This window comes from Paenibacillus sp. FW104-T2, from assembly GCF_058789975.1.
On record NZ_JBYTCE010000008.1, the window covers coordinates 144,543 to 166,264 of the forward strand.

Sequence of the window (21,722 nt, forward strand, 5' to 3'; positions counted from 1 at the left end):
CTTGATTCAAGTCCTCCCTAAATTGTGCTTATTGTAATTTCTGAATTCGGTCCCATTGGCTTACGATATCTATAACACGAACACCAAAATTTTCATCGATAACGACGACTTCTCCCTTGGCGATCAGTTTGTTATTGACCAAAATATCGACAGGTTCGCCGGCCAGTTTATCCAGCTCGACAATTGAACCTTGTGAGAGTTCCAATATATCCTTAATTTGCTTCTGGGTCCTTCCTAATTCTACGGTGACTTTAAGGGGAATGTCCATCAATAAATTCAAATTATTTTCGTCCACCTGACCGTAAGCCCCATTTTGCAAATTGGCGAATTGGACGGGTTGTACATTCACATTCCTGTTTGGCATACCGCCGTAGTGTTGTGGTGCACCATACGGTTGCTGTGGTGGCATCCCGTAAGGCTGTTGTGGCGGCATTCCTTGCGGCATACCCATCGGTGCCTGTCCATATCCATTATAGTCTGGAGCAGGCTGTTGAGGCGCCTGTGGAGGCATTTGTTGTTGAACCGGTGGTTGCTCCGGCGCCACAGGTGGAGCTGCCGCTGCTGGTGCTGCATGCGATGGTGTTGTCACAGGTGCATTAGCCGTTGATTCTTGTGCTCCGCCGATCAACATATCCACCATGTGTTTGGCAAAATCAACAGGCAAAAGCTGCATCAGATTGGAGTCAATCAGATCACCAATCAGGAGGCGAAACGACACTTGAATTAACGTTTCGTCATGCGGCAGACTGCTTACACCCTCGCCACTTTCCATATTGAGAATATCAATGCCTGGCGGAGAGATATTCACAAATCGGTTGAAAATCGTAGACATGGAGGTTGCTGATGAACCCATCATTTGGTTCATTGCTTCCTGCACTGCACTAATATGGATCTCATTCAACTCTTCATCCGCAGGATTGCCTTCGCCTCCAAGCATCAGATCAGCAATTACTTGAGCATCACGCTTTTTGATAACTAGTGAATTGATCCCTTCAAATCCATCCACATAATTGACATGTACTGCAACATGTGGCTTGGGAAACGCTTCTTCGAATTGTGAACGGCTGATAATGGATACCTTAGGTGTTGTAATATCTACTTTCAACCCCAATAGCGTGGACAGTGCTGTCGCTGCGCTACCAAACGTAATATTACCGATCTCCCCCAATGCATCTTGTTCCAGCTCAGTCAGAAAATCATCAACTGTTTTTTCAGCAGGTTCCGTGCTACCCATCGATTCGGATTGCCGGAGCAAAGCATCGATTTCTTCCTGGGACAAATAATCCTTACTCGTCAAATTCTTCAACTCCTTCGGTGACAATCTTATCTATTTGTACAGCCACACGGTCTTTTATCGTTCCCGGACTGCCCATATACTTCAACCTGTCGCCCACTTTGATGGATAATCCCTCATCAACCGGTTTGTTCAACGTAATGACATCGCCGACCGAAAGGCCAAGGAATTCCGAGATTGAAATCCTGGATTCACCCAGTTCCGCAACAACTGGCAATTTGGCTTTGTTCACACGTTCTCTAAGGGCATCGTATTCCTCCGGCGCCCTAGTTTTCTTCTCTGAAACAAACCACTGATGTGTCGACAGCCTTGACATAATAGGTTCAAGAACGACATGTGGGATACACAAATTGATCATGCCCGTAGTGTCACCGATTTTGGTGCTCAGCGAGATCAAGGCAATTGTTTCGTTCGGTGATACGATCTGCATAAACTGTGGATTCGTCTCCAGTGCTTCCATTCTCGGCGATATGTCGAGCACTGTTTTCCAAGCTTCCTGCAAACTTTCGAACGCTCGGCTAAAGATCCGCTCCATAATTGTCGTTTCTATTTCAGTCATTGAAGCTATTTTAGTCGGCGCACTTCCCGTACCACCCAGCAATCGATCCAACATCGCATAACCAACATTGGGGTGGACCTCCAGCACCATTCGTCCTTGCAACGGTTCTGCTTCAAATATGTTTAATATCGTCATTTTAGGGATTGAACGAATAAATTCATCATAAGGTAACTGTTCGACCTGAACGACGTTAATTTGAACGAATGTCCGTAATTGAGCTGAAAAATAAGTGGTGAGAAAGCGTGCAAAGTTCTCATGAATTCGAGTCAAACTTCGGATATGATCTTTGGAAAAGCGAACCGCCCGTTTAAAATCATACGATCTAATTTTTTTCTGAGTTTCTTCCTTTTTTAATTCCTCGGCATCCATCTCACCTGAGGAAAGTGCTGCTAATAGGGCATCAATCTCATTTTGTGATAATACATCCACCATGTTCTCACCCCCTTACCGTTTTACAGCGTGCTCTGTTCATTACATTGATGCCATCAAAAAATAAGTAAAGTTCGTGCTGCTCAGCTTCGGTTCAGGCAATGCTTCATTGATTAGTTTCGTCAGTTTTTCATTAAACTGAGAACGTCCCTTGGCTGTTTTTAACTCTTCTGGCTGTGCATCCGCAAAAGTCTGAACAATAATTGGTTTTACGGTAATTTCTTTAATTTTCTCGAAGTCTTCTTTTGCTGTAGCGTCAGCCAGTTTAAAAGCCAGGTTGACTTGTACAATGTGATTGGTGTCTGCCAAATTGGTTTTTATGTCGGTAATCTCGGAAGTAACCTCGACAATTTCATCGGCAGTCATCTTTTTGACTTCAGCAGCCGAAGCTACGTCTGTTTCAGCTTTGTTACCCGTCTGTCCTTGCATAAATACAAACACAACCACCACAATGAGTGTTATGGCAAGCAATATCGTTGCCATCCAGGGCATCATCTTTTTCATCAGGATTCCTCCGTTTGCTGCACTTTGATAGTGGCTGCCTGAACCCCGATTTCACGGTTGTAATCTTTGATTTTGGAAATGACTTCATCTGCCTTTTCAAGGACAATCAGTCTCTTACCAGTTACCAGAGTAATATACGTATCCGGCGTTTCTTCTACAATCTCTACCATCAGCGCATTTAACCACATGGGAGAACCATTTAACCGCGTTACCGAAATCATGCTAAGCCCCCTCTCGATCAATGTGGAGGAGCGAGCTCCTCCACGCATTAAAACTTTCTAATCAGCTATTAACGTTTCAGGTTAACAACTTCCTGAAGCACTTCATCGGATGTTGTGATGATCCGTGAGTTCGCCTGGAAACCACGTTGAGCGACGATCATCTCTGTAAACTCACCCGTCAAATCCACATTGGACATTTCCAGTTGGCCTGCAATAACCGCGCCTGTTCCAAATTCGGTGCTGTTCGCTGTTACAATTTCGAATTCGCCATCAGCATTGGCATTTGCAGTAATGCGGTACAAGTTACCACCGATCTTTTCCAGACCTTCCGGGTTGGTTACTTTACCGATCCCCAGTTGTGCACCAGCTTCAGTTGTACCATCATCCATCGTTTGGTTGATGATTCCATCTTGACCAATGGTGAACGAAACTACGGCATCATCCAGAGTGATAGGCTCGCCACCACTATCCACAACGAACAAACCGTCTGAAGTTACAAGGTTACGGTTAGCATCCACATGGAAATCTCCTGCACGAGTCAAGAAAGGAACTTCTTGCTCTCCGCCAAGTGTTACCAGGAAGAAACCATCACCGTTAAGACGCAAGTCGGTTGGATTGTTCGTGGTCATTGGACTCCCCGCTAGATGCAGCGTATCAATCGAACCCACGGATACACCCAAACCGATTTGTTTTGCATTTACACCACCGTTTTCATCTCCAGGCGCTGTTACTCCCGCCGTTGTTTGGCTCATAATATCTTTGAACATTACACGGCTACCCTTGAAACCAACGGTGTTTACGTTCGCGATATTATTACCTATGACGTCCAGTTTTGTTTGAAAACCCCGCATCCCGGAAACGCCAGAGTACATCGATTTCAACATGATTATAAATCCTCCCAGCCTTAATTTGGTTACCGCATCAGTCGGTCAGCGGTGTTCCGGCTCCCGAGAAGGGCCAGCCGGTTAAGATATGATTACTGCACTATCGATTTGAGTAAATACGTTATCCTTCATGCTTTCGCTATCCATAGCTGTAACTACAGTGCGATTCTTGACATTGACGATAAAAGCCATATCCTGCATCAGGATCAGAGATTCTTTAGCACCTTTGGCCGCAGCCTTGTCCAGTGCCGTTCCAATCTGCTGCATCTGCTCACTTTTCAGCTCAATTCCCCGCTGTTCCAATCTTTTGGCTGCATGGTTGCTTAGCTTAAGGAGATTATCCTCTAGCACTTGGGCAAAAGGTCTTTCAGGAGTGATTGTTGTTTCACTCTGTTTAGTGCGATTAAGCAAGTTCGGTGTTACTGGGCCTGTATATAGTTGTCCTACCGTTATTCGTTCACTCATAACGTATTCCCACTATCTTGACCTGATGTTTTAGCTTCCTCGCTTTCGCTCACTGGTGTTGAACCATCAACAGTACTCTGATCTTGGGATGCTTTTTCCTCGATTGGAGCAGGATTCGAAACCTGGATTATTTCATTCAGCTCGATTTCGTCTTCGCCCACTTTAGCGTACTGTACACCATCCCGTACGATGATCGAATCAACAATTCCCTGACGAAGCGTTCCGCTGTCTTCTTTATTAGAAGAAAGCCAGCTGATTTCCCGTCCGATCATGCTTGAAACCGCACCAAGAGACTGATTCAGCGTTTTGAGCTGGGACGAAATGTTAACCAGCTGTTCAACCGAACTGAACTGTGCCATTTGAGCAATAAATTCCTTATCCTCCATAGGCTGCATCGGATCCTGATTTTGAAGTTGGGTGATTAGTATCTTAAGAAACTGATCCTTCCCTAACTCCTTGGTAGCTGCACTGGTTGTGGCCGTGTTCGAAGCCGAGTAGTTCGGCCATGTATTATTGGTAGAAACAATTTCAGTAGCCAATATTTTCACCTCATTTCTAGTTAAGCTTTAGCAGTAAACGAGCCTCCCTGGAAGTCGTTTCCTTCCTCATTTTCACTGCGCCAATTCCGCAGTTCTTCCTGAAGGGTTGCCGTAGTTATTGCATCCTCTGTTTGCTCTTCACGTTCCCGTGAACGGCGCTGATCCTGCGAGTTATTTCCTTGCTGACGTCCGTCGTCATGATACATCTCAGAACCTAGGGAGCTGCTCTGAGTGACTTCGATTCTCTCCACTTGAATACCTTGGGATTGAAGCGAGGTACGAAGCTGAGTCATTTGCTGTTCAAGCATATCCTTCGCCATCGCATGTTCAGTCATGAAGCGTGCAACCAATTGTCCGTTCTGCAAGGTAATCTGTACATCCAGCTTACCCAGATGTTCGGGTCGAAGTGAGATTGTAGCTTCTGAAAAGCCCTTTTGTTGCACGATATCCAGCTTATTCACCACAAATTGCGTCATTTCCTTTGCAAACTGTGATGCCTGCATTACAGGTTCAGCTGGCTTAGCTACCGCTGTGCCCGAAGTACGCATGGATAACTCACCGGCTGTAATCACTTTTGAATGATCCATTTCTCCACCTACACTTGCAGTCGACGAAGTGTTCACATCTGTTTCACCTGTCACTTTAAGCTCTTTGGTAGAAGACGAAATTACAGTCAAATCTTTCTCCGTAGATGGAGTAGCTTTGGTTTGTACACCTTGATCTTTTAATGAATCCATGGAATCAACGATAGTTTTAAGTTCTGTCCATCCTTTATTGCTGCTCAGATCAACTCCAGCCTCCTGCAGCTGATTCTGGAGGGTTTGAAGCAACTGCTTAAACTCAGCTGTATTTTTGGCTATAGGACTATCTGGTTCAGTCATGCTTGCAACCAACTGAGTAAGCACATCCTGCAGCACAAAGCGAACTGCAGCTGGGTGTTCAGTAAGATCCATCACCGCAGTAGCGTTAACAGTTGTTGGCGCATTTACTGTTCCATCCGCTTTTTCCGTTTCAACGGAGGCACTGTTTAATTGGGCATACAGCTGTTGAATCAGATTTTGCAAGTCTGCCAGTAATGTCGGGTCATTTTCCAAAACTTCATCTAACGAATCCAAGTCACCAAACAAGGAGTCCAGAACAGCTGTAAGAGAAGTTTCTTCCCCTTCTTCACTAGTTGCAAGGGCTATAGCTAACGGATTTACAGTTAAACCCCCAGCAGTAGCCGAGTTGTTTTCTTCCGAAGTGGTACTATTCAATGACTGTGCCAGTGTTTGCAAAAAACCACCATCGGCCCCTGTAACCCCACCTTTAGATTGCGTTCCAGACGAAGTTTGTGCTGCTCCTGTTGCCTTTGAAGTGGATACTGAGGTCATTTGGTATACGATTGACATTTGTTTCACCTCCTTTCGGATTAAGAGAATTCTACCTACTTATTTCCCATTAACCGGTTTAAGATTTTCGCTGTTTCAGCTGAATCCTCTGTAGACATATTCTCAAGTAATTGTGAGCGTGTAGCATCGTCTACCGAGTTTAAAATGGTCAATGTTTTATCTGGACTGAGTTTATACGTCTCTAGCAGCAATTTTGCTCCGCTTGAGGCTGACATCGAAGAGAACGTTTGGCTGAGCTGGGTTTTGTCCAGGTTTTTCGAATTGGTAGTTGATGTTGTTGTAGTTGCTGCCGTTTCTTTCTTCAATCTGGATTGCAGCGCATCCAGTGCCAGATCTCCGGAAGGTTTTGCATCCTTCATCATCATCGTGACATCTGCCGCCGTTTTCGGATCCATTTTCTCCAACACTTTCGTACGGGCAGTCGACTGCATCGCACTCAGAAGAAGCACCATTTCTTCATTGGTCATGTTCTGTAAAATCGGTGCCGCTTTGCTTGGACTCATGTCTGCGTACATTTTGGCCAAATCTTTAATCTGCTTCTGATATTCAGATTCGGTCTCCGGAACTTCGGCAGCCGCCGTTTCCGCCGCTTTTTCTGCTTCATCCAATTTCGCTTGAAGATCGCTTGCTTTTTTTGCTTCTGCCGTAGTAGCCTCTTTTGCTGCCTGTAGCTCTGTTTCTTTAGCTGCTACTTGAGACTTCAACTTTTCGATTGTTGCTTCAGCACTCTCAACTTGCTTTTCGCTTTCGTCCAGCTTTTCTTTTTCAGGATCCAGAACAGGATCAGGCACCCAATTCTTGACTACCGGAATTTTGTTAGCTAGCTCAAGCATGTTATTGCGAATATCTACATTAAATAAGGTCAGCAGTACACCGAGCAACACTACGGTGAAAACAATCGGGATTGAAATCATCAGAAACTTCTCCCAACCGCCACCTGACTCTTTCTCGATATCTGTGTCTTTAACAGCCATTAGTTCATTCCTCCTTCACGAGACAACTTCGCTTGCGAAGCCCATCAGATTGCGCGTCCGGCCTTTGCAGCGAAGCGTACAGTAGCCATCTCGTCCAGATCGTTCTGTTCCCGGAGGAGCATCTCCTGCTGAAATTTGATCTTGGCTTTGTCTCTCGCTTCAAGCCACACTTTTTCATCAACCATCTTACCGTTCAAGAACGTCTGATTCCGCTGCACATTGACCTGAGCGTGTTTAACATCCGTATTCTTTTTGGAGATGCACTCATCCAGGTGATACACGTATCGCTGCATTTCTTGCAGACTGGATACAGAAGCTGTGCTCTCCGTTGCGGATTGAATGACACTAATCAGTTCGTTTTTATCATTCATAAGTTGTAGAAGGTGTTCTTCCTCTGTTTGAAGTTTGCCGATTGCTGTGGATAACATCCACTCCGCTTGTGTTTTTTCATTGCTTTTCAGGTCAACTACCTTCTGGAAATGATATCGAAATTTCATCGCTTAACCTTTCATCTCCTTGCAAATTCAAGAATCAAACGTTCCTGCACTTCACTCAGCGTTACTTTTTCGTCCACTTTTTGCTTGGTAAAGTTCCATATGCTTTCGATCTGATCCATCGCTTCATCAATAGCTGCATTCGACCCTCTTTGATAAGCCCCAATGTTGATCAAATCCTCGGATTCTTTATAGACGGCCATCAATCGCTTCATATTATTAACGGCTTCCAGCTGCTCTTCAGGCGCAATATCTTTCATGACACGACTAATGCTTGCGAGCACATCGATTGCCGGAAAATGCCCTTTGTTCGCAATGGACCGATTCAGCACAATGTGACCGTCCAGAATCCCCCTAACGGCATCCGCTATCGGTTCATTCATATCGTCACCATCGACGAGCACCGTGTAAAATGCTGTTATGGAGCCGGTTGGCCCCGTCCCTGCACGTTCCAGCAATTTAGGCAAACTCGCAAATACAGAAGGTGTGTAACCTCTCATCGCTGGAGGTTCACCTACAGCAAGTCCAACTTCCCTTTGAGCCATGGCATAACGAGTAACGGAATCCATCATCAACATGACATTCATGCCTCTGTCCCTGAAATATTCCGCTATCGTGGTGGCAATGACTGCCCCCTTAATTCGAATCAATGCAGGTTGGTCTGAAGTAGCAACGATGACCACCGAGCGTTCCAGCCCTTCCGGCCCCAGATCTCGCTCAATAAAATCACGAACCTCGCGTCCCCGTTCACCTACGAGTGCAATAACATTTACATCAGCTGCCGTATTGCGAGCAATCATGCCCATCAATGTACTCTTACCCACACCCGATCCGGCAAAAATACCAACCCGCTGACCTTTACCAACGGTTAACAGACCGTCAATCGCTCTAACGCCTACACCCATGGTTTCCAGTACACGCGGCCGTTCCATTGGATTCACAGGTTTATTCGATGTGGAGAACATCGGCATTCTTGAAGGCAGTAACGATCCATCCAGAGGTTGACCAAGTCCATCAAGCACTTTGCCGAGCAGCTCTGAACCAACCTGAACTCCAAGCGGCTTCCCGGTACCTACGACATCACACCCCGGACCAATCGATTGCAATTCACCCAAAGGCATCAGCAGCACTTTGTTATCCCGGAAACCAACGACTTCTGCTTGAATCGGCTTCTCAGATTTACCCGGGTAGATGTAGCATACGTCACCGATGCTTGCGTCAGGACCTTCGGATTCAACCATAAGCCCGATAACCTGTGTGACCTTACCATTAACCCGAACAGGATCAAATTGGCGTAAGTGCTCCATGTAACGCTGTGAACTAAGAACCTTCATGTTGATTTTTTCGCCCCTCATCCTCAAGTGCTATGCGGATCAGTTCTTTTTTTATTTCAGAAAGCTGTGTATCAATACGGGCATCGACGCTGCCAAACGATGAGCGAATGACACACCCTTTGTCTTTCACCGTTGCATCAGGCAATATTTGAAGTTCGGCCTGTGAGTCGATCGATAAGGACAACTCCTCACGCGCAGCTTGTACAAACGCAAACTGCTCTGGTGCTACACACAAGGCAATCATTCCTTGTTCACGTTTCCGTGACAGATTCTGACGGATCAATTCGAGAGTATGCTCTGGTTCAACAGTAAGCTGCTTATCAATAACCTTCTCTGCAATTCCGCATGCCAGCTCTACAAGGAAAGGCTCTGCTTCCTGGATAATTTGATCTTTTGCTACATAAGCCTCTTGCAGTACTTCCTGGGCTTCTTTCATCATCTGTTCGATCTGCACTTGGAGATCCAGTTCAGCTTGTACTTTGCCTTCATCAAAACCCTGCTGAAAACCTTGTGAGCGCATCGCTTCAATTAAATGTTCATCCTGCTGACGCTGTTCCTGCCACCAGGTATCGATCTGCTCACGGGCTTCTTTAAGCATGCGTTCCGCTTCCTCGGAAGCTTCGCGTACCTGCTTTTCTGCAAACTCCTTGGCATCCTCCAGCATCTCCGCAGTCAGACGTTTAGTTTCTTCGTCTACACGAGCCTGTAACGCCTCTGTCTCTGCACCTTCTATTTCACTATCTGTTCCTTCAGTTTCAGGACCACCATAATGATGATGATTTTCAAGACGTTTGCGGTCATCAACCGGCACATACTGGAAAGATTTAATCAAATTAGACAATGATATCATCTCCTCCGCCGCGAGCGATAATGATCTCACCAGCTTCTTCCAGTCTGCGGATCGTTCCTACGATACGAGTCTGGGCTTCTTCCACATCACGCAACCGAACAGGTCCCATGAATTCCATTTCTTCCTTGAATGTCTCGGACATCCGTTTGGACATGTTGCGGAACACTGCATCGCGAACTTCTTCGCTCGCCACTTTGAGTGCAAGCTGCAAGTCTGCGTTGTCGATATCGCGGATGATACGTTGAATTGACCGATCGTCCACGTTGACAATATCTTCGAATACAAACATGCGTTTTTTGATTTCTTCGGCAAGTTCCGGATCCTGAATTTCCAGAGAATCCAAAATGGTACGTTCCGTACCCCGGTCGACCCCATTCAAAATCTGTACGATCGACTCGATGCCGCCCGCGTTTGTATAATCCTGTGTAACCGTTGACGACAACTTTTGTTCCAATACACGTTCCACCTGAGAGATAACCTCAGGGGAGGTGCTGTCCATGACAGCGACTCTTCGTGCAACATCAGCCTGCTTCTCCTGAGGCAATGAGGATAGAATTGCTGCTGCCTGCTCGAATTGCAGGTAGGATAGTACCAAGGCAATCGTCTGTGGACTTTCGTTTTGAATAAAGTTTAATATTTGGTTTGGATCGGCTTTGCGTGCAAAGTCAAATGGTCTAACCTGCAGCGTAGCTGTCAAACGATTAATAACTTCAAGTGCTTTTTGCGATCCAAGTGCTTTTTCCAATATTTCTCTCGCGTAAGTAATACCGCCTTGAGAGATGTATTCCTGAGCCAGACAGATCTGGTGAAACTCCGCCATAATCATATCTTTTTCGGAAGCATCAACTTTGCGAACATTGGCAATCTCCAATGTCAATTGTTCAATCTCCTCATCACGCAGATGCTTGAAGATTTGTGCCGACACTTCCGGACCTAGTGTAATCAACAAAATTGCTGCTTTTTGTCTTCCAGTCAAACCTTGACTGCTTGCCTTTGCCAATGCGTTCACCTCTATTCGTCAGCCAGCCACGTACGCAGCAGATTGACGAATTCGTCTGGCTTTTTCTTCGCCAAACTCTCCAATTGTTTGCGCACTTGACTTTCGTTCGTTACACTGTCCAACGTAATGGACGGGAACTCTGTTGCTACTGGGAGAGGAATATCTTCTTCTTCCTCTTCGTTTTGTTTGCGTCGACGGCGTACCAGGAGGATAACGACTGCTGCGATTAACGCGGCCACCAATGCTCCTGCGCCCCACATCATACCTGTTGATAGCTGGAATCCTGTTTCTGCAGCAGTTGCAGTCTGGAAACCTTGTGATATAACCGAAACTTTCTTGGTCAGATCAGCGTCTGTAATTACATCACCTGAATCTGCAAGTGAAGCTCGAACGATGTTCACCAAAATATTCTCAATTGCATCCTGGACAGGTTGTTGTAATTCTGTTTGTCCTTCAGGTGGTTCAACGGCTACGTTAATGGTTAAATCTTTTACAGTATAAGGACTAGAAATGATATCTTTGGCAATTCGATTGACTTCGTAGTTTACAGTGCTTGATGATTCCTCAGAAGTTGAATTCCCCGTTGCATCCGCTGAAGGATACCCAGGAACTTCTTCTTGACCGGTACCTGCGACACCGCCTGTTGGAGTACTTGCACCTGTATAACTCTTTTGAATCTCCTGAACACTGATCTCTATGCCCTTCATGTTCTCTTCATCAACAGGTGTAACCAGATTCTCTTTGCTTGTCACTTTATCGAAGTTAAGCTTGGAAGCAACGAGTACATTTACTTTGTCTTCGCCTACGATTTGAGACAGAAACTGTTTTACATTGTTGCGTACATCATTTTCGAACTTCTTCTGCAAAGCCATGTTTTCCTGGACTTCGGAAGATAATCCACCACTGCCTCCACGGGCAGTTGGAATCAACTCGGCTTCATCCGTGTTGGTGATCGTAATATTTTCAATCGGCAGGTTGGGAATAGCGGTTTTCACCAAGTTAAAATATCCATCCACTGCTGCCTGATTCGGGTGGTATCCTGGTTTAAACTGCAATGCTACGGAAGCGGATGCTTTGTCTTGCTCTTCCAGGCCGGCAAAGATATTATCTTTCGGCATATTGACCAAGACTTTTGCATCTTGAATGCCCTGCATGCGCTGGAGTAACTGCTCGACCTCTCCGTTAATGGCATTGTTGTATTTAACATCGAATTCTTTGTCTGTCATCCCGATCGGCGATGAAGATTCCTCGAATGATTTATATCCCAATGAACCATTCTGAATAATCCCTTGTGATCCTATGTTGACTTTTGCAAGTGCAACATCCGTGCTTGGTACCGATATGGTTTTCCCGTCTGCGCTTAATTTGTAGGGGATATTGGATGAATCCAGGTAGTTAATGACTCCTGCTGAGTCACTGGAATTCAAATCAGTAAATGCCACTTCATATTCTGTTTTGGACAGCTGCATAGTTAGTACAACCGCTGCCAGAATTAAAAATAAAAAGGTGGAAACCAGTAAAACTTTCTGTTTTTTGCTGAAGCTATTCCAATACTGGGTTACTTTATCCCTGTACTGGGCGATTCTCTCATTCACTCTGTCACCCCATCCGAAACTTTGCTTAGTCTGTCCCGAGCCATTAAAGTACTTCATGACTAAAGTACGAGATCTGCCTCAGGAGCAGCATCGCAGCTGCTTGTTGTAATGATCAGCGCTGTTATCGAAGCGCAATCATGCTCTTTTTACATTTGCGTACGCATAATCTCTTGATACGCTTCGACTACTTTGTTTCGGACTTGCGACGTGAGTTGCAGACTCAACAGGGCCTGTTCTGAAGCGATCATTACCTGATCCACGTTCACATTCCCCAATAGAAATTGATTGGACATTTCATGCGCCTGAGTCTCCTGCGTTGCCACGGACCCTAATGCCTCTTGTAAGTATGTACCGAAGCTCTGAATGGTTTCGGCTGGTGTTGATGTTTTGCTAACGGAAGCATTTTGCATCTGCAACGGTTGAACTACCTGTGTGTTAAACATGTTGTTCTGAATCATCAATGTCTCCCCTTTATCCCATTATTCATGTTAAAACCTCATTGACATTACCGTAATCTATCTTCCGATCTCTAAAGCTTTGGTTATCATTGCTTTGGTTGAATTTAGCGCTGTTACGTTTGCCTCGTAGGACCGAGAAGCTGATATCATGTCAACCATCTCTTTCGCAATATCCACATTTGGCATATACACATACCCTTCAGCGTTGGCATCAGGATGAGAAGGATCATATACAGGTTTCAGAGGAGACTGATCTTCACGAATCTCTGATACTCTAACTCCCTCACCCGAGGACTTACCCCCCATCTGATTTTGCAGGATACTGCTAAACGAAGCTTTGTTTGGTTCGAGAACTACCATTTTTCTTTTGTAGGGAACGGCTTCACCATTCGAAACACTGGCGCGAGTCGTCTCAGCATTAGCGATGTTTGAAGATATTACGTCCATCCTCAAACGTTGTGCTGTCAGGGCCGAGGAGCTAATGTTAAAACTGTTACTGATATTCACCTAAGTTATCTCCCTTCCACTCCAACACGCATCATTTTAATCTGTTCATTCACTTGTTGAATATAAGCGTTGTAACGCAACTGGTTCTCCGCCAGAAGACTCATTTCTTTGTCGATATCGACATTATTCTGGTTATTATTCATGGATGTCGAATGATCCATTGTTACTACAGGTGTAGGAACGGAAGAGGAAGGTCCTATGACAAAATGCCTTGAGTCCGTTACTTTCCCCTTAAGAACTGGCATATCTCCATCCGTTTGCTGCCTTAAAATCTCTTCAAAAGATACGTCAGAACGCTTGTAGTACGGGGTGTCCGCATTCGCAATGTTGTCTGCAATTGTTTGTTGTCTAGTGTTGGACGCATCGAGTGCACCTTGTAATCTTTTAAAGCTAATATCATTCAAAAGATTCACGATTTCCCTCCTCTCCTTAGAAATTATGGAAAAAGATTCAATCTTTTTCCCTTAAATTCGCTTATGTTTTTCGACAAAAACATTCGCCTTTTCACGTTTTTCTAGGACTTAAGTAGAATTAACTCTGATGTTGTCGTATAACATAAGTTTCTTCGAGATTGGCATTTATTACAATAAGAAAAAAGCCCTATCTTTTCTGAAAGAGAGGGCTTTTTGTGTATTTTCTGCAAATTATGATTTTTTTCGCAAATGTTGAGGCCCAAAACAAATTGGAGTTCACATCTACAAAACACACACTTAAACATTCTTAAAATTTATAACAGGCTCTTCCATCTTATTCCTGCCGTCACTTCATCGACTTCATCTACAATTGGGAAAATTTCTCTTAATTGTGTTAGCAATATTTGCCGTTGCAACAAGGTTTTTATTCATCATAACTTTAGAAGGAAACATTCAATACATTAAATAATGGACAAGCTAGCCTTCTTGCTTTACTTGTTTACCCTGATATAACACAACACTTTCTTAACAATTAAAAATTTGGTTACACCAGGTAGTCAACGAAAATATTTTACTACATCAGCTTATTACTCCGATCGACTTTTTGCGCATTTGCGCAAGTTTTGTCGGCAATGTAATTAAACCGATAACCAGACTTGGATAAAACAGACAACCTTATATTGGAAGCTATTCCACCCACAAACATGATATTTTTCAGATTCTTACGCCACCGGATCCAGACAACTGCGGCACAAGTCCTATTTTTTACTACTCTAAATGTAACTTCAATCTTTTTATCGGCTTTTCTCTGGAAATCCATTAGTCGGGAACAAAAAAAGGCAGCATCCATCTGCCATAAAGATAAGCAATCACCAACCGATCAGGATTATTCCTTCAACAGTAGTTCGTCTTATTTCTATTAAACAGTGAATACCACCATTAAACTTCAATATTATATATTGCTTCTGTTTATTAAGAAAGTCTTATTACAGAATATATTGACTCAGGTCACGATCCTGTGCAATATCGTTCAGTTTCTCGCGTACATACTCCGGAGTAATGACCATTCGCTCCAGCGTGAGCTCAGGTGCCTCATAGGACAAATCCTCAAGGAGTTTCTCAAGAATAGTATGCAGACGCCTAGCGCCAATATTCTCCGTATTTTGGTTTACGGATTCAGCAAGCTTGGCAATCTCACGAATGGCCTCATCCGAGAATTCGATTTCAATATTTTCGGTCCGCAGCAAGTCGACATATTGTTTAGTCAACGCATTTTGAGGTTCTGTCAAGATAGATACGAACTCCTCCAGAGATAAGCTATTCAACTCAACCCGAATTGGGAAACGACCTTGAAGCTCTGGGATCAGATCCGAAGGTTTGGCCACATGGAATGCTCCAGCCGCCATAAACAGAATATAATCGGTTTTGACAGGTCCGTACTTGGTCATCACAGTAGAACCTTCCACGATAGGCAAAATATCCCGCTGTACCCCTTCACGAGATACATCCGGGCCGCTGCCGCGTCCCTGGCTGGCCACCTTGTCGATTTCGTCAATAAAAATGATACCCGTCTGCTCAGCTCTGCGAATGGACTCTTGTGTAACGTCATCCATGTCGATCAGCTTGCTTGCTTCTTCCTGGATCAGCACTTTACGAGCTTCTTTGATCGCCAGCTTGCGTTTTTTGGTGCGTCGCGGCAGCAGGCTCCCAAACATCTCCTGCATATTCATGCCCATCTGGTCATTTCCCTGCCCTGCAAACATATCCATCATATTCGGAGCTGTATCCTCAACATCAATCTCGATAATGTCTTCTTCCAGCTTACCGGATAACAAGTCGAATTTGATCTTGCGACGCCGCTCTGCGACATTGGTGTCCGGCTCTGGTTCTTCCTGCTCGGGCGTATTGTTTCCGTTATTGCCAAATATCATTTCAAACGGGTTACGTTGATTTTTGGACTTGGATTGAGAAGGAGCCAGAATATGTACGATGCGTTCATTGGCAGCTTCTTCAGCCTTGTCTTTTACCTTTTCGGTCCGTTCCAGCTTAACCATCCGCATGGACGTTTCAATCAGGTCACGGATCATGGATTCAACATCACGACCAACATAACCCACTTCCGTGAATTTCGTTGCCTCCACCTTTACAAAAGGGGCTCCCACCAGTTTAGCCAGGCGGCGGGCAATTTCCGTTTTACCAACACCTGTCGGTCCAATCATTAATATGTTTTTAGGTACAATATCATCCTGCGTATGCTCTGGCAAAAGGCTGCGGCGATATCGATTGCGCAAGGCAACAGCCACCGATTTTTTGGCCTGTTTCTGACCCACAATATACTTATCAAGCTCTGCAACAATTTGTCTTGGTGTTAACGCTTGTGTTTGCATTTCGCTTCCCTCCTACCAGTCTACTTAAAATCCTGCATAGAAATATGTTATCAAAATTAGGGATAACCCCGCAAATTGATAGGAATAGCCCTAACGGCCATGCTCTATGTTTCAGTTTGCGGGGTTATCTTACAGTTCTTCTACAATGATATTATTGTTGGTATACACACATAACTCTGCTGCCACCTGCAATGACTCACGGGCAATGTCTTTGGCTTCTAGGTTTGTTGCATGACGTTTCAATGCACGTGCAGCAGACAGAGCGAAGTTCCCACCAGAACCGATCGCAATGACATCGTCATCCGGCTCAATGATTTCGCCTCCACCAGAGATGAGCAGCATCCCCGTCTTATCCATAACGATAAGAAGTGCTTCAAGCTTGCGCAAAATGCGATCCTGCCGCCAGTCCTTGGCAAGCTCCACCGCGGCACGCTGCAGATTGCCATGATGCTCTTCCAGCTTACCCTCAAACTTTTCGAATAGTGTAATGGCATCCGCTACTGAACCGGCAAAACCAGCTACAACCTGTCCGCGGTATAAACGTCTTACTTTTTTGGCCGTATTTTTCATCACAACGCTTTGCCCCATAGTCACCTGACCATCTCCGGCAATCGCTGCCTTGCCATTATGACGAACTGCACAGATCGTTGTAGCATGAAATGACATATCCATGATTCAGCCTCCTCCCACGAAACTAATTTATACGCGTCCCGGAACGGTTAGACCTTCTGCAGCTGCAAAACGGGCAATACCATCCAATGCGCGCTGTGCAAGAGCTTCATTTTTTTCTTTTTTGTTACGGATCTTCGTTTCCAGTTTCGGCAGCAAGCCAAAGTTTGCATTCATCGGTTGGAAGTGTTTGAAGTCAGCCGTAGTAATGTACTGTGCCATACTGCCCAGCGTTGTCTCTACAGGCAACACTACAAGTTCCTGTCCAAGTGCCGCTTTGGCTGCATTCATACCCGCAATCAGACCTGAAGCGGCTGATTCAACATACCCTTCAACACCTGTCATTTGTCCTGCAAAGAACAGATTTGGACGTTCCTTGAATTGATACGTCGGACGCAGCAATTTGGGAGAATTAATGAACGTATTGCGGTGCATAACACCATAACGTACAAACTCCGCATTTTCCAGGCCAGGGATTAGCGAGAATACACGTTTCTGCTCTCCCCATTTCAGATGTGTCTGGAATCCAACCAGGTTATACAGCGTTCCTGCTGCGTTATCCTGTCTGAGCTGTACTACTGCGTGTGGCAGCTCCCCTGTATGCGGGTTAATGAGACCAACAGGCTTCATCGGACCAAACAGAGCCGTTTGTTTTCCTCGCCTCATCATGACTTCAATCGGCATGCAGCCTTCGAAGTAAATTTCCTTTTCAAACTCTTTTAATTGGGCAACCTCTGCCGTAATCAGAGCATCATAGAAGATATCAAACTCTTCTTCTGTCATCGGACAGTTTAGGTAGGCTGCCTCCCCTTTATCATAACGGGAAGCAAGGTACACCTTGTTCATGTCAATGGAGTCTTTTTCAATAATCGGAGCAGCCGCGTCGTAGAAATAGAAGTATTCCTCGCCCATCAGTGCCTTGATTTGTTCGGATAATGCTGGCGAAGTCAGTGGACCGGTAGCAACAACAACGATACCATCCTCTGGTAAGGAGGTCAGTTCTTCGTTGACCACCTCGATGAGTGGATGCTGATGAAGCGTGGAAGTAATCTCTCCCGAGAATCCATCGCGGTCAACAGCCAGTGCTCCTCCCGCTGGAACTGCATTTCGATCGGCTGCACCCAGTACCAGGGAGTTCAGCATTCTCATTTCTTCTTTCAGCACACCAACTGCATTAGTCAAACCGTTGGCACGCAGCGAATTGCTGCACACCAGTTCTGCAAATTTATCAGTATGATGAGCCGGTGTTTTTACAACCGGTCTCATCTCATATAGCTTCACACGTACACCGCGACTTGCAATTTGCCAAGCTGCTTCAGTTCCTGCCAGCCCGGCACCAATTACCGTTACTACTTGTTCATTCGTCAAAATCATTTACCCCCATATATGCTAATCCGCTGTTTCTTCTTCCGGTTCCTCTACCGGTTCCTGATGGTCACAGGATGTACATTGCAAACGCGTCCCCTGCTTGTTTCGTTTCTCAACCATGAGAGAACCACAACTTGGACAAGGTTTGGCCGACGGTTTATCCCACGATACGAAATCACACTCTGGATACTTGTCGCAGCCATAGAAGATACGTCCTTTTTTACTACGACGTTCAACCACATGTCCTTCCTTACATTTCGGACAAGTTACGCCAATATCTTTAATAATCGGTTTGGTGTTCCGGCAGTCCGGAAATCCGGAGCACGCAAGAAACTTGCCGAACCGACCCAGTTTGTACACAAGCGGCTTGCCGCATTTTTCGCAGATTTCGTCCGAGACCTCATCTTCAATCTCAATCTCTTTCATTTCTTCTTCTGCGAATTCGAGTCTTTTCTCAAATGATTCATAAAATTCAGCAAGTACCTTGACCCAGTCTTCCGAGCCTTCCTCCACATGGTCAAGATCACCTTCCATATTGGCAGTGAACTCTACATTCAGAATTTCAGGGAAAAACTCCTCCATCTGTTCGATGACCAGTTCTCCAAGCTCGGTCGGCATGAATTTTTTCTCTTCGATTGCCACATATCCACGCTTCTGAATGGTTTCCAGGGTTGGTGCATATGTACTTGGACGCCCTATGCCCAGCTCTTCCAGCGTACGTACAAGTCTTGCTTCCGTATATCGGGGCGGCGGTTGAGTGAAGTGCTGTTTCGGTTCAATCTCCTGCTTCTCTAACCGATCACCATTTTTTAGTGGAGGCAGCAAACGATCTTCTTCCGTAGTACCATCATCGTTTCCTTCCACATAGACCTTCATGAAGCCTTGAAAGCGAACCTTGGAGCCTGCTGCACGGAAAATGGTATCTCCAGCTGCGATATCCACAGAGAGTGTATCGAGGACAGCAGAAGACATCTGGCTAGCCACGAAGCGCTCCCATACCAGTTTATACAGTCTGAACTGATCACGGCTCATAAATGATTTGATGGAATCCGGATCACGCAAAATGGATGTAGGACGAATAGCTTCGTGAGCATCCTGCGCATTGGCTGCCTTCTTGGAATAGTTTCTTGGCGTCTCAGGTGCAAAAGCTTCACCGTACTTGCCAACAATATATTCTTTGGCTTCTTCCTGAGCTGATGCCGCAATCCGGGTGGAGTCTGTACGCATATACGTGATGAGACCCACTGTGCCTTCTTTTCCGAGGTCTACGCCCTCATAGAGCTGTTGAGCAACCGACATCGTTTTGGAAGCCCTGAAATTCAATTTCCGTGCAGCCTCCTGCTGCAAAGAACTTGTCGTAAACGGAGCGGATGGATTCCGGCTGCGTTCTTTCTCTTTCACTTCTTTGACGGTAAAATCCGCGTTCTCAATTTGTTTCAAAATAGCTTGTACTTCGGCTTCGCTTCCCAGTTCGGTTTTTGCACCGTTCAATTGATGGAACTTCGCTTCAAATGGATTGCCGTCAGCAGTCAGCTTCGCCGTAATGCTCCAGTATTCTTCTGGAATAAAGTCATCGATTTCATTTTCGCGATCCAAAATGATTTTGACTGCCACCGACTGTACACGTCCAGCGGACAATCCTTTTTTGACTTTCTTCCATAATAAAGGACTGATTTTATATCCGACAAGCCGATCCAGAATTCGTCTGGCCTGCTGTGCATTAACCAAGTCCATGTTAATCTTGCGTGGTGTTTTGAACGCATCCTTGACTGCCTGCTTCGTAATTTCGTTGAAGACAACACGGCAATCCTCCGTGTCATCCAGTTCAAGTGCATGAGCCAAGTGCCATGCAATAGCCTCGCCTTCGCGATCCGGGTCAGCTGCGAGGTACACTTTTTTCACTTTCTTTCGTGCATCCTTCAGTTCTTTCAAAATCGAACCTTTGCCGCGGATCGTAATATATTTCGGATTAAAATCATTCTCCACCTCAACGCCGATCTGACTTTTCGGCAAATCGCGCACATGTCCCATCGAAGCCTTCACGATGAACTTGCTGCCTAAATATTTGCCGATTGTCTTCGCCTTTGAGGGCGACTCCACGATTACGAGTGAATCCGCCATAGGTTCATCCTCCTCTCAGTCATGAAACTGCTTGTTCCTTTTCATCCTTGTCAGCAATTAAATAACTTCCGTTAATAATCTATTTTCACATGCCGCGTGGTCACAGCATTGTCATACCCTTGCATATTTGGTTCCAGGTAATTGGCTAATCTGTTTTTTTATGATTAAAGATAACAGAACTGAATGCAAATGTCCAAAATCCCAACCGAGCTGCTCTACAAGTTGATCCAAAGATCTTTCGTCCTGCTCCAGCAGGGAGATGATCCTTCTCTCATCAGATGAGAGACTCACCTCAGGAAACATATTCGGATGATTACCTTCTCCCTTTTCTGGGGAACGTCCTCTATTGTAAGGAAGTTGTTCGGGATTTGGCAAGTCCATTCGGTACTCTTCAAGCAGATCATCCGCGCAAGTGACCAATTTTGCCCCCTGACGAATCAGATTATGTGACCCTCGACTCTTGGGTGATGTAATGGGGCCCGGAACAGCAAATACATCTCTTCCTGCCTCCAGCGCAGCATCTGCAGTAATAAGAGAGCCGCTTCGGATATCCGCTTCTACAACCAGCGTTCCAAGTGTCAAACCGGCAATAATTCGATTACGCTCCGGAAATAGTCCTTGATGAGCACGTGTGCCTGGTGGATATTCCGACAGCAATAGACCTGTTTCAGCAATTTGCTCAGCTAGTTTTTTGTTCTCAGGTGGGTAGATCTTATCAATTCCTGTGCCAAAAACGGCAATGGTTTTACCTTTTGCGCGAAGAGCGGCCTCATGACAAGTGCTATCAATACCACGGGCAAGACCACTTACTATGGTCAACCCTGCATGACAAAATTCTGTCGTCAGTTTCTCGCCTACTTTGCGCCCATATACTGTTGGCATTCGAGTTCCTACCATGGCAATTGCCTTTGAATGTAACAAATTCATGTCTCCACGGCCGTACATAACCCAAGGTGCCTGAACGGTTTCCTTCATTAATATGGGGTATTGTTCATCCAGATAGGTAATAACCTGAATTCCTTGTTTATAAACCGCTTCACGCCTATGCTCAATCCAGTCTTCATCGAAAGTATTTACAAGCCTGGCGGCCTGATCTTTACGCAACCCAGCTTGAATCCAATCTCTTTCGTCATAATGAAGCAAATCCGGAAGGTTATGCCCCCCTGTTACTATTTTCGAGATCGTTTTCTTCCCAACACCATCCATTTCATGCAAACCAAACAGAATCAAGCTTTTCTCCATTCTATAAGCCTCCCGAGCGGGAAG

At 45.3% G+C, this 21,722-nt stretch carries 22 protein-coding genes; all 22 read right to left on the minus strand.

Features of this window, described 5'->3' with window-relative positions; genetic code table 11:
* Positions 1-28 precede the first annotated feature (28 nt).
* The 22 genes from fliY to dprA all read right to left on the minus strand — a co-directional run bounded on the left by fliY (position 29) and on the right by dprA (position 21,698).
* Complete coding sequence (gene fliY, locus AC3WQ3_RS12585) at positions 29-1,297, minus strand: flagellar motor switch phosphatase FliY (RefSeq protein ID WP_336779633.1); 1,269 nt, start codon at positions 1,295-1,297, stop codon at positions 29-31.
* Positions 1,287-2,285 carry a flagellar motor switch protein FliM gene (gene fliM, locus AC3WQ3_RS12590; protein WP_095287822.1) on the minus strand — a complete coding sequence of 333 codons (999 nt, stop codon included), beginning with the start codon at positions 2,283-2,285 and terminating at the stop codon, positions 1,287-1,289. Before fliM ends, fliY begins: the two co-directional genes overlap by 11 nt.
* A gap of 39 nt (positions 2,286-2,324) precedes the next feature.
* The gene (locus AC3WQ3_RS12595; RefSeq protein WP_492472428.1) at positions 2,325-2,786 is read right to left on the minus strand and encodes a flagellar basal body-associated FliL family protein; all 462 of its coding nucleotides are present in this window, start codon (positions 2,784-2,786) and stop codon (positions 2,325-2,327) included.
* Entirely contained in the window at positions 2,786-3,007 is a 222-nt protein-coding gene (locus tag AC3WQ3_RS12600) for a flagellar FlbD family protein (RefSeq protein WP_024630220.1), read from the minus strand. Before AC3WQ3_RS12600 ends, AC3WQ3_RS12595 begins: the two co-directional genes overlap by 1 nt.
* A gap of 68 nt (positions 3,008-3,075) precedes the next feature.
* Positions 3,076-3,891: a flagellar basal body rod protein FlgG gene (flgG, locus tag AC3WQ3_RS12605; RefSeq protein ID WP_336779631.1), complete on the minus strand. Its 816-nt coding sequence runs from the start codon at positions 3,889-3,891 to the stop codon at positions 3,076-3,078.
* Positions 3,892-3,972: 81 nt separating this feature from the next.
* On the minus strand, positions 3,973-4,356 hold the full coding sequence (locus tag AC3WQ3_RS12610) for a TIGR02530 family flagellar biosynthesis protein (protein ID WP_492472429.1): 384 nt from the start codon (positions 4,354-4,356) through the stop codon (positions 3,973-3,975).
* Positions 4,353-4,895: a flagellar hook capping FlgD N-terminal domain-containing protein gene (locus AC3WQ3_RS12615; protein WP_492472430.1), complete on the minus strand. Its 543-nt coding sequence runs from the start codon at positions 4,893-4,895 to the stop codon at positions 4,353-4,355. Before AC3WQ3_RS12615 ends, AC3WQ3_RS12610 begins: the two co-directional genes overlap by 4 nt.
* 20 nt (positions 4,896-4,915) lie before the next feature.
* Positions 4,916-6,286 carry a flagellar hook-length control protein FliK gene (locus tag AC3WQ3_RS12620; protein WP_492472431.1) on the minus strand — a complete coding sequence of 457 codons (1,371 nt, stop codon included), beginning with the start codon at positions 6,284-6,286 and terminating at the stop codon, positions 4,916-4,918.
* 35 nt (positions 6,287-6,321) lie between these two features.
* Positions 6,322-7,260, minus strand: coding sequence for a MotE family protein (locus AC3WQ3_RS12625; RefSeq protein ID WP_492472432.1), 939 nt, complete (start codon positions 7,258-7,260; stop codon positions 6,322-6,324).
* A 44-nt stretch (positions 7,261-7,304) separates the two neighbouring features.
* Complete coding sequence (gene fliJ, locus AC3WQ3_RS12630; RefSeq protein WP_127536262.1) at positions 7,305-7,757, minus strand: flagellar export protein FliJ; 453 nt, start codon at positions 7,755-7,757, stop codon at positions 7,305-7,307.
* Positions 7,758-7,768: 11 nt separating this feature from the next.
* Positions 7,769-9,088 (minus strand): flagellar protein export ATPase FliI, encoded by a 1,320-nt coding sequence (fliI, locus tag AC3WQ3_RS12635; protein ID WP_095287830.1) that lies wholly within the window; start codon positions 9,086-9,088, stop codon positions 7,769-7,771.
* Positions 9,075-9,929 (minus strand): FliH/SctL family protein, encoded by an 855-nt coding sequence (locus AC3WQ3_RS12640; RefSeq protein WP_492472433.1) that lies wholly within the window; start codon positions 9,927-9,929, stop codon positions 9,075-9,077. Before AC3WQ3_RS12640 ends, fliI begins: the two co-directional genes overlap by 14 nt.
* Positions 9,922-10,938, minus strand: a complete 1,017-nt coding sequence (gene fliG / locus AC3WQ3_RS12645; RefSeq protein ID WP_095287832.1) for a flagellar motor switch protein FliG — start codon at positions 10,936-10,938, stop codon at positions 9,922-9,924. Before fliG ends, AC3WQ3_RS12640 begins: the two co-directional genes overlap by 8 nt.
* A gap of 11 nt (positions 10,939-10,949) precedes the next feature.
* Entirely contained in the window at positions 10,950-12,533 is a 1,584-nt protein-coding gene (gene fliF, locus AC3WQ3_RS12650; protein ID WP_336779626.1) for a flagellar basal-body MS-ring/collar protein FliF, read from the minus strand.
* A gap of 146 nt (positions 12,534-12,679) precedes the next feature.
* Complete coding sequence (fliE, locus tag AC3WQ3_RS12655) at positions 12,680-12,991, minus strand: flagellar hook-basal body complex protein FliE (RefSeq protein ID WP_127536266.1); 312 nt, start codon at positions 12,989-12,991, stop codon at positions 12,680-12,682.
* A gap of 57 nt (positions 12,992-13,048) precedes the next feature.
* The gene (flgC, locus tag AC3WQ3_RS12660) at positions 13,049-13,498 is read right to left on the minus strand and encodes a flagellar basal body rod protein FlgC (protein ID WP_127536267.1); all 450 of its coding nucleotides are present in this window, start codon (positions 13,496-13,498) and stop codon (positions 13,049-13,051) included.
* A 5-nt stretch (positions 13,499-13,503) separates the two neighbouring features.
* Positions 13,504-13,911, minus strand: coding sequence for a flagellar basal body rod protein FlgB (flgB, locus tag AC3WQ3_RS12665; protein WP_127536268.1), 408 nt, complete (start codon positions 13,909-13,911; stop codon positions 13,504-13,506).
* Positions 13,912-14,897: 986 nt separating this feature from the next.
* Positions 14,898-16,298: an ATP-dependent protease ATPase subunit HslU gene (gene hslU, locus AC3WQ3_RS12670; RefSeq protein ID WP_095287837.1), complete on the minus strand. Its 1,401-nt coding sequence runs from the start codon at positions 16,296-16,298 to the stop codon at positions 14,898-14,900.
* A 129-nt stretch (positions 16,299-16,427) separates the two neighbouring features.
* Positions 16,428-16,970, minus strand: coding sequence for an ATP-dependent protease subunit HslV (hslV, locus tag AC3WQ3_RS12675; protein ID WP_095287838.1), 543 nt, complete (start codon positions 16,968-16,970; stop codon positions 16,428-16,430).
* 27 nt (positions 16,971-16,997) lie between these two features.
* Positions 16,998-18,341, minus strand: coding sequence for an FADH(2)-oxidizing methylenetetrahydrofolate--tRNA-(uracil(54)-C(5))-methyltransferase TrmFO (trmFO, locus tag AC3WQ3_RS12680; protein WP_419719971.1), 1,344 nt, complete (start codon positions 18,339-18,341; stop codon positions 16,998-17,000).
* A 15-nt stretch (positions 18,342-18,356) separates the two neighbouring features.
* Complete coding sequence (gene topA / locus AC3WQ3_RS12685; protein WP_154893594.1) at positions 18,357-20,456, minus strand: type I DNA topoisomerase; 2,100 nt, start codon at positions 20,454-20,456, stop codon at positions 18,357-18,359.
* 111 nt (positions 20,457-20,567) lie between these two features.
* On the minus strand, positions 20,568-21,698 hold the full coding sequence (dprA, locus tag AC3WQ3_RS12690; protein ID WP_336779623.1) for a DNA-processing protein DprA: 1,131 nt from the start codon (positions 21,696-21,698) through the stop codon (positions 20,568-20,570).
* Between the last annotated feature and the right edge of the window lie 24 nt (positions 21,699-21,722).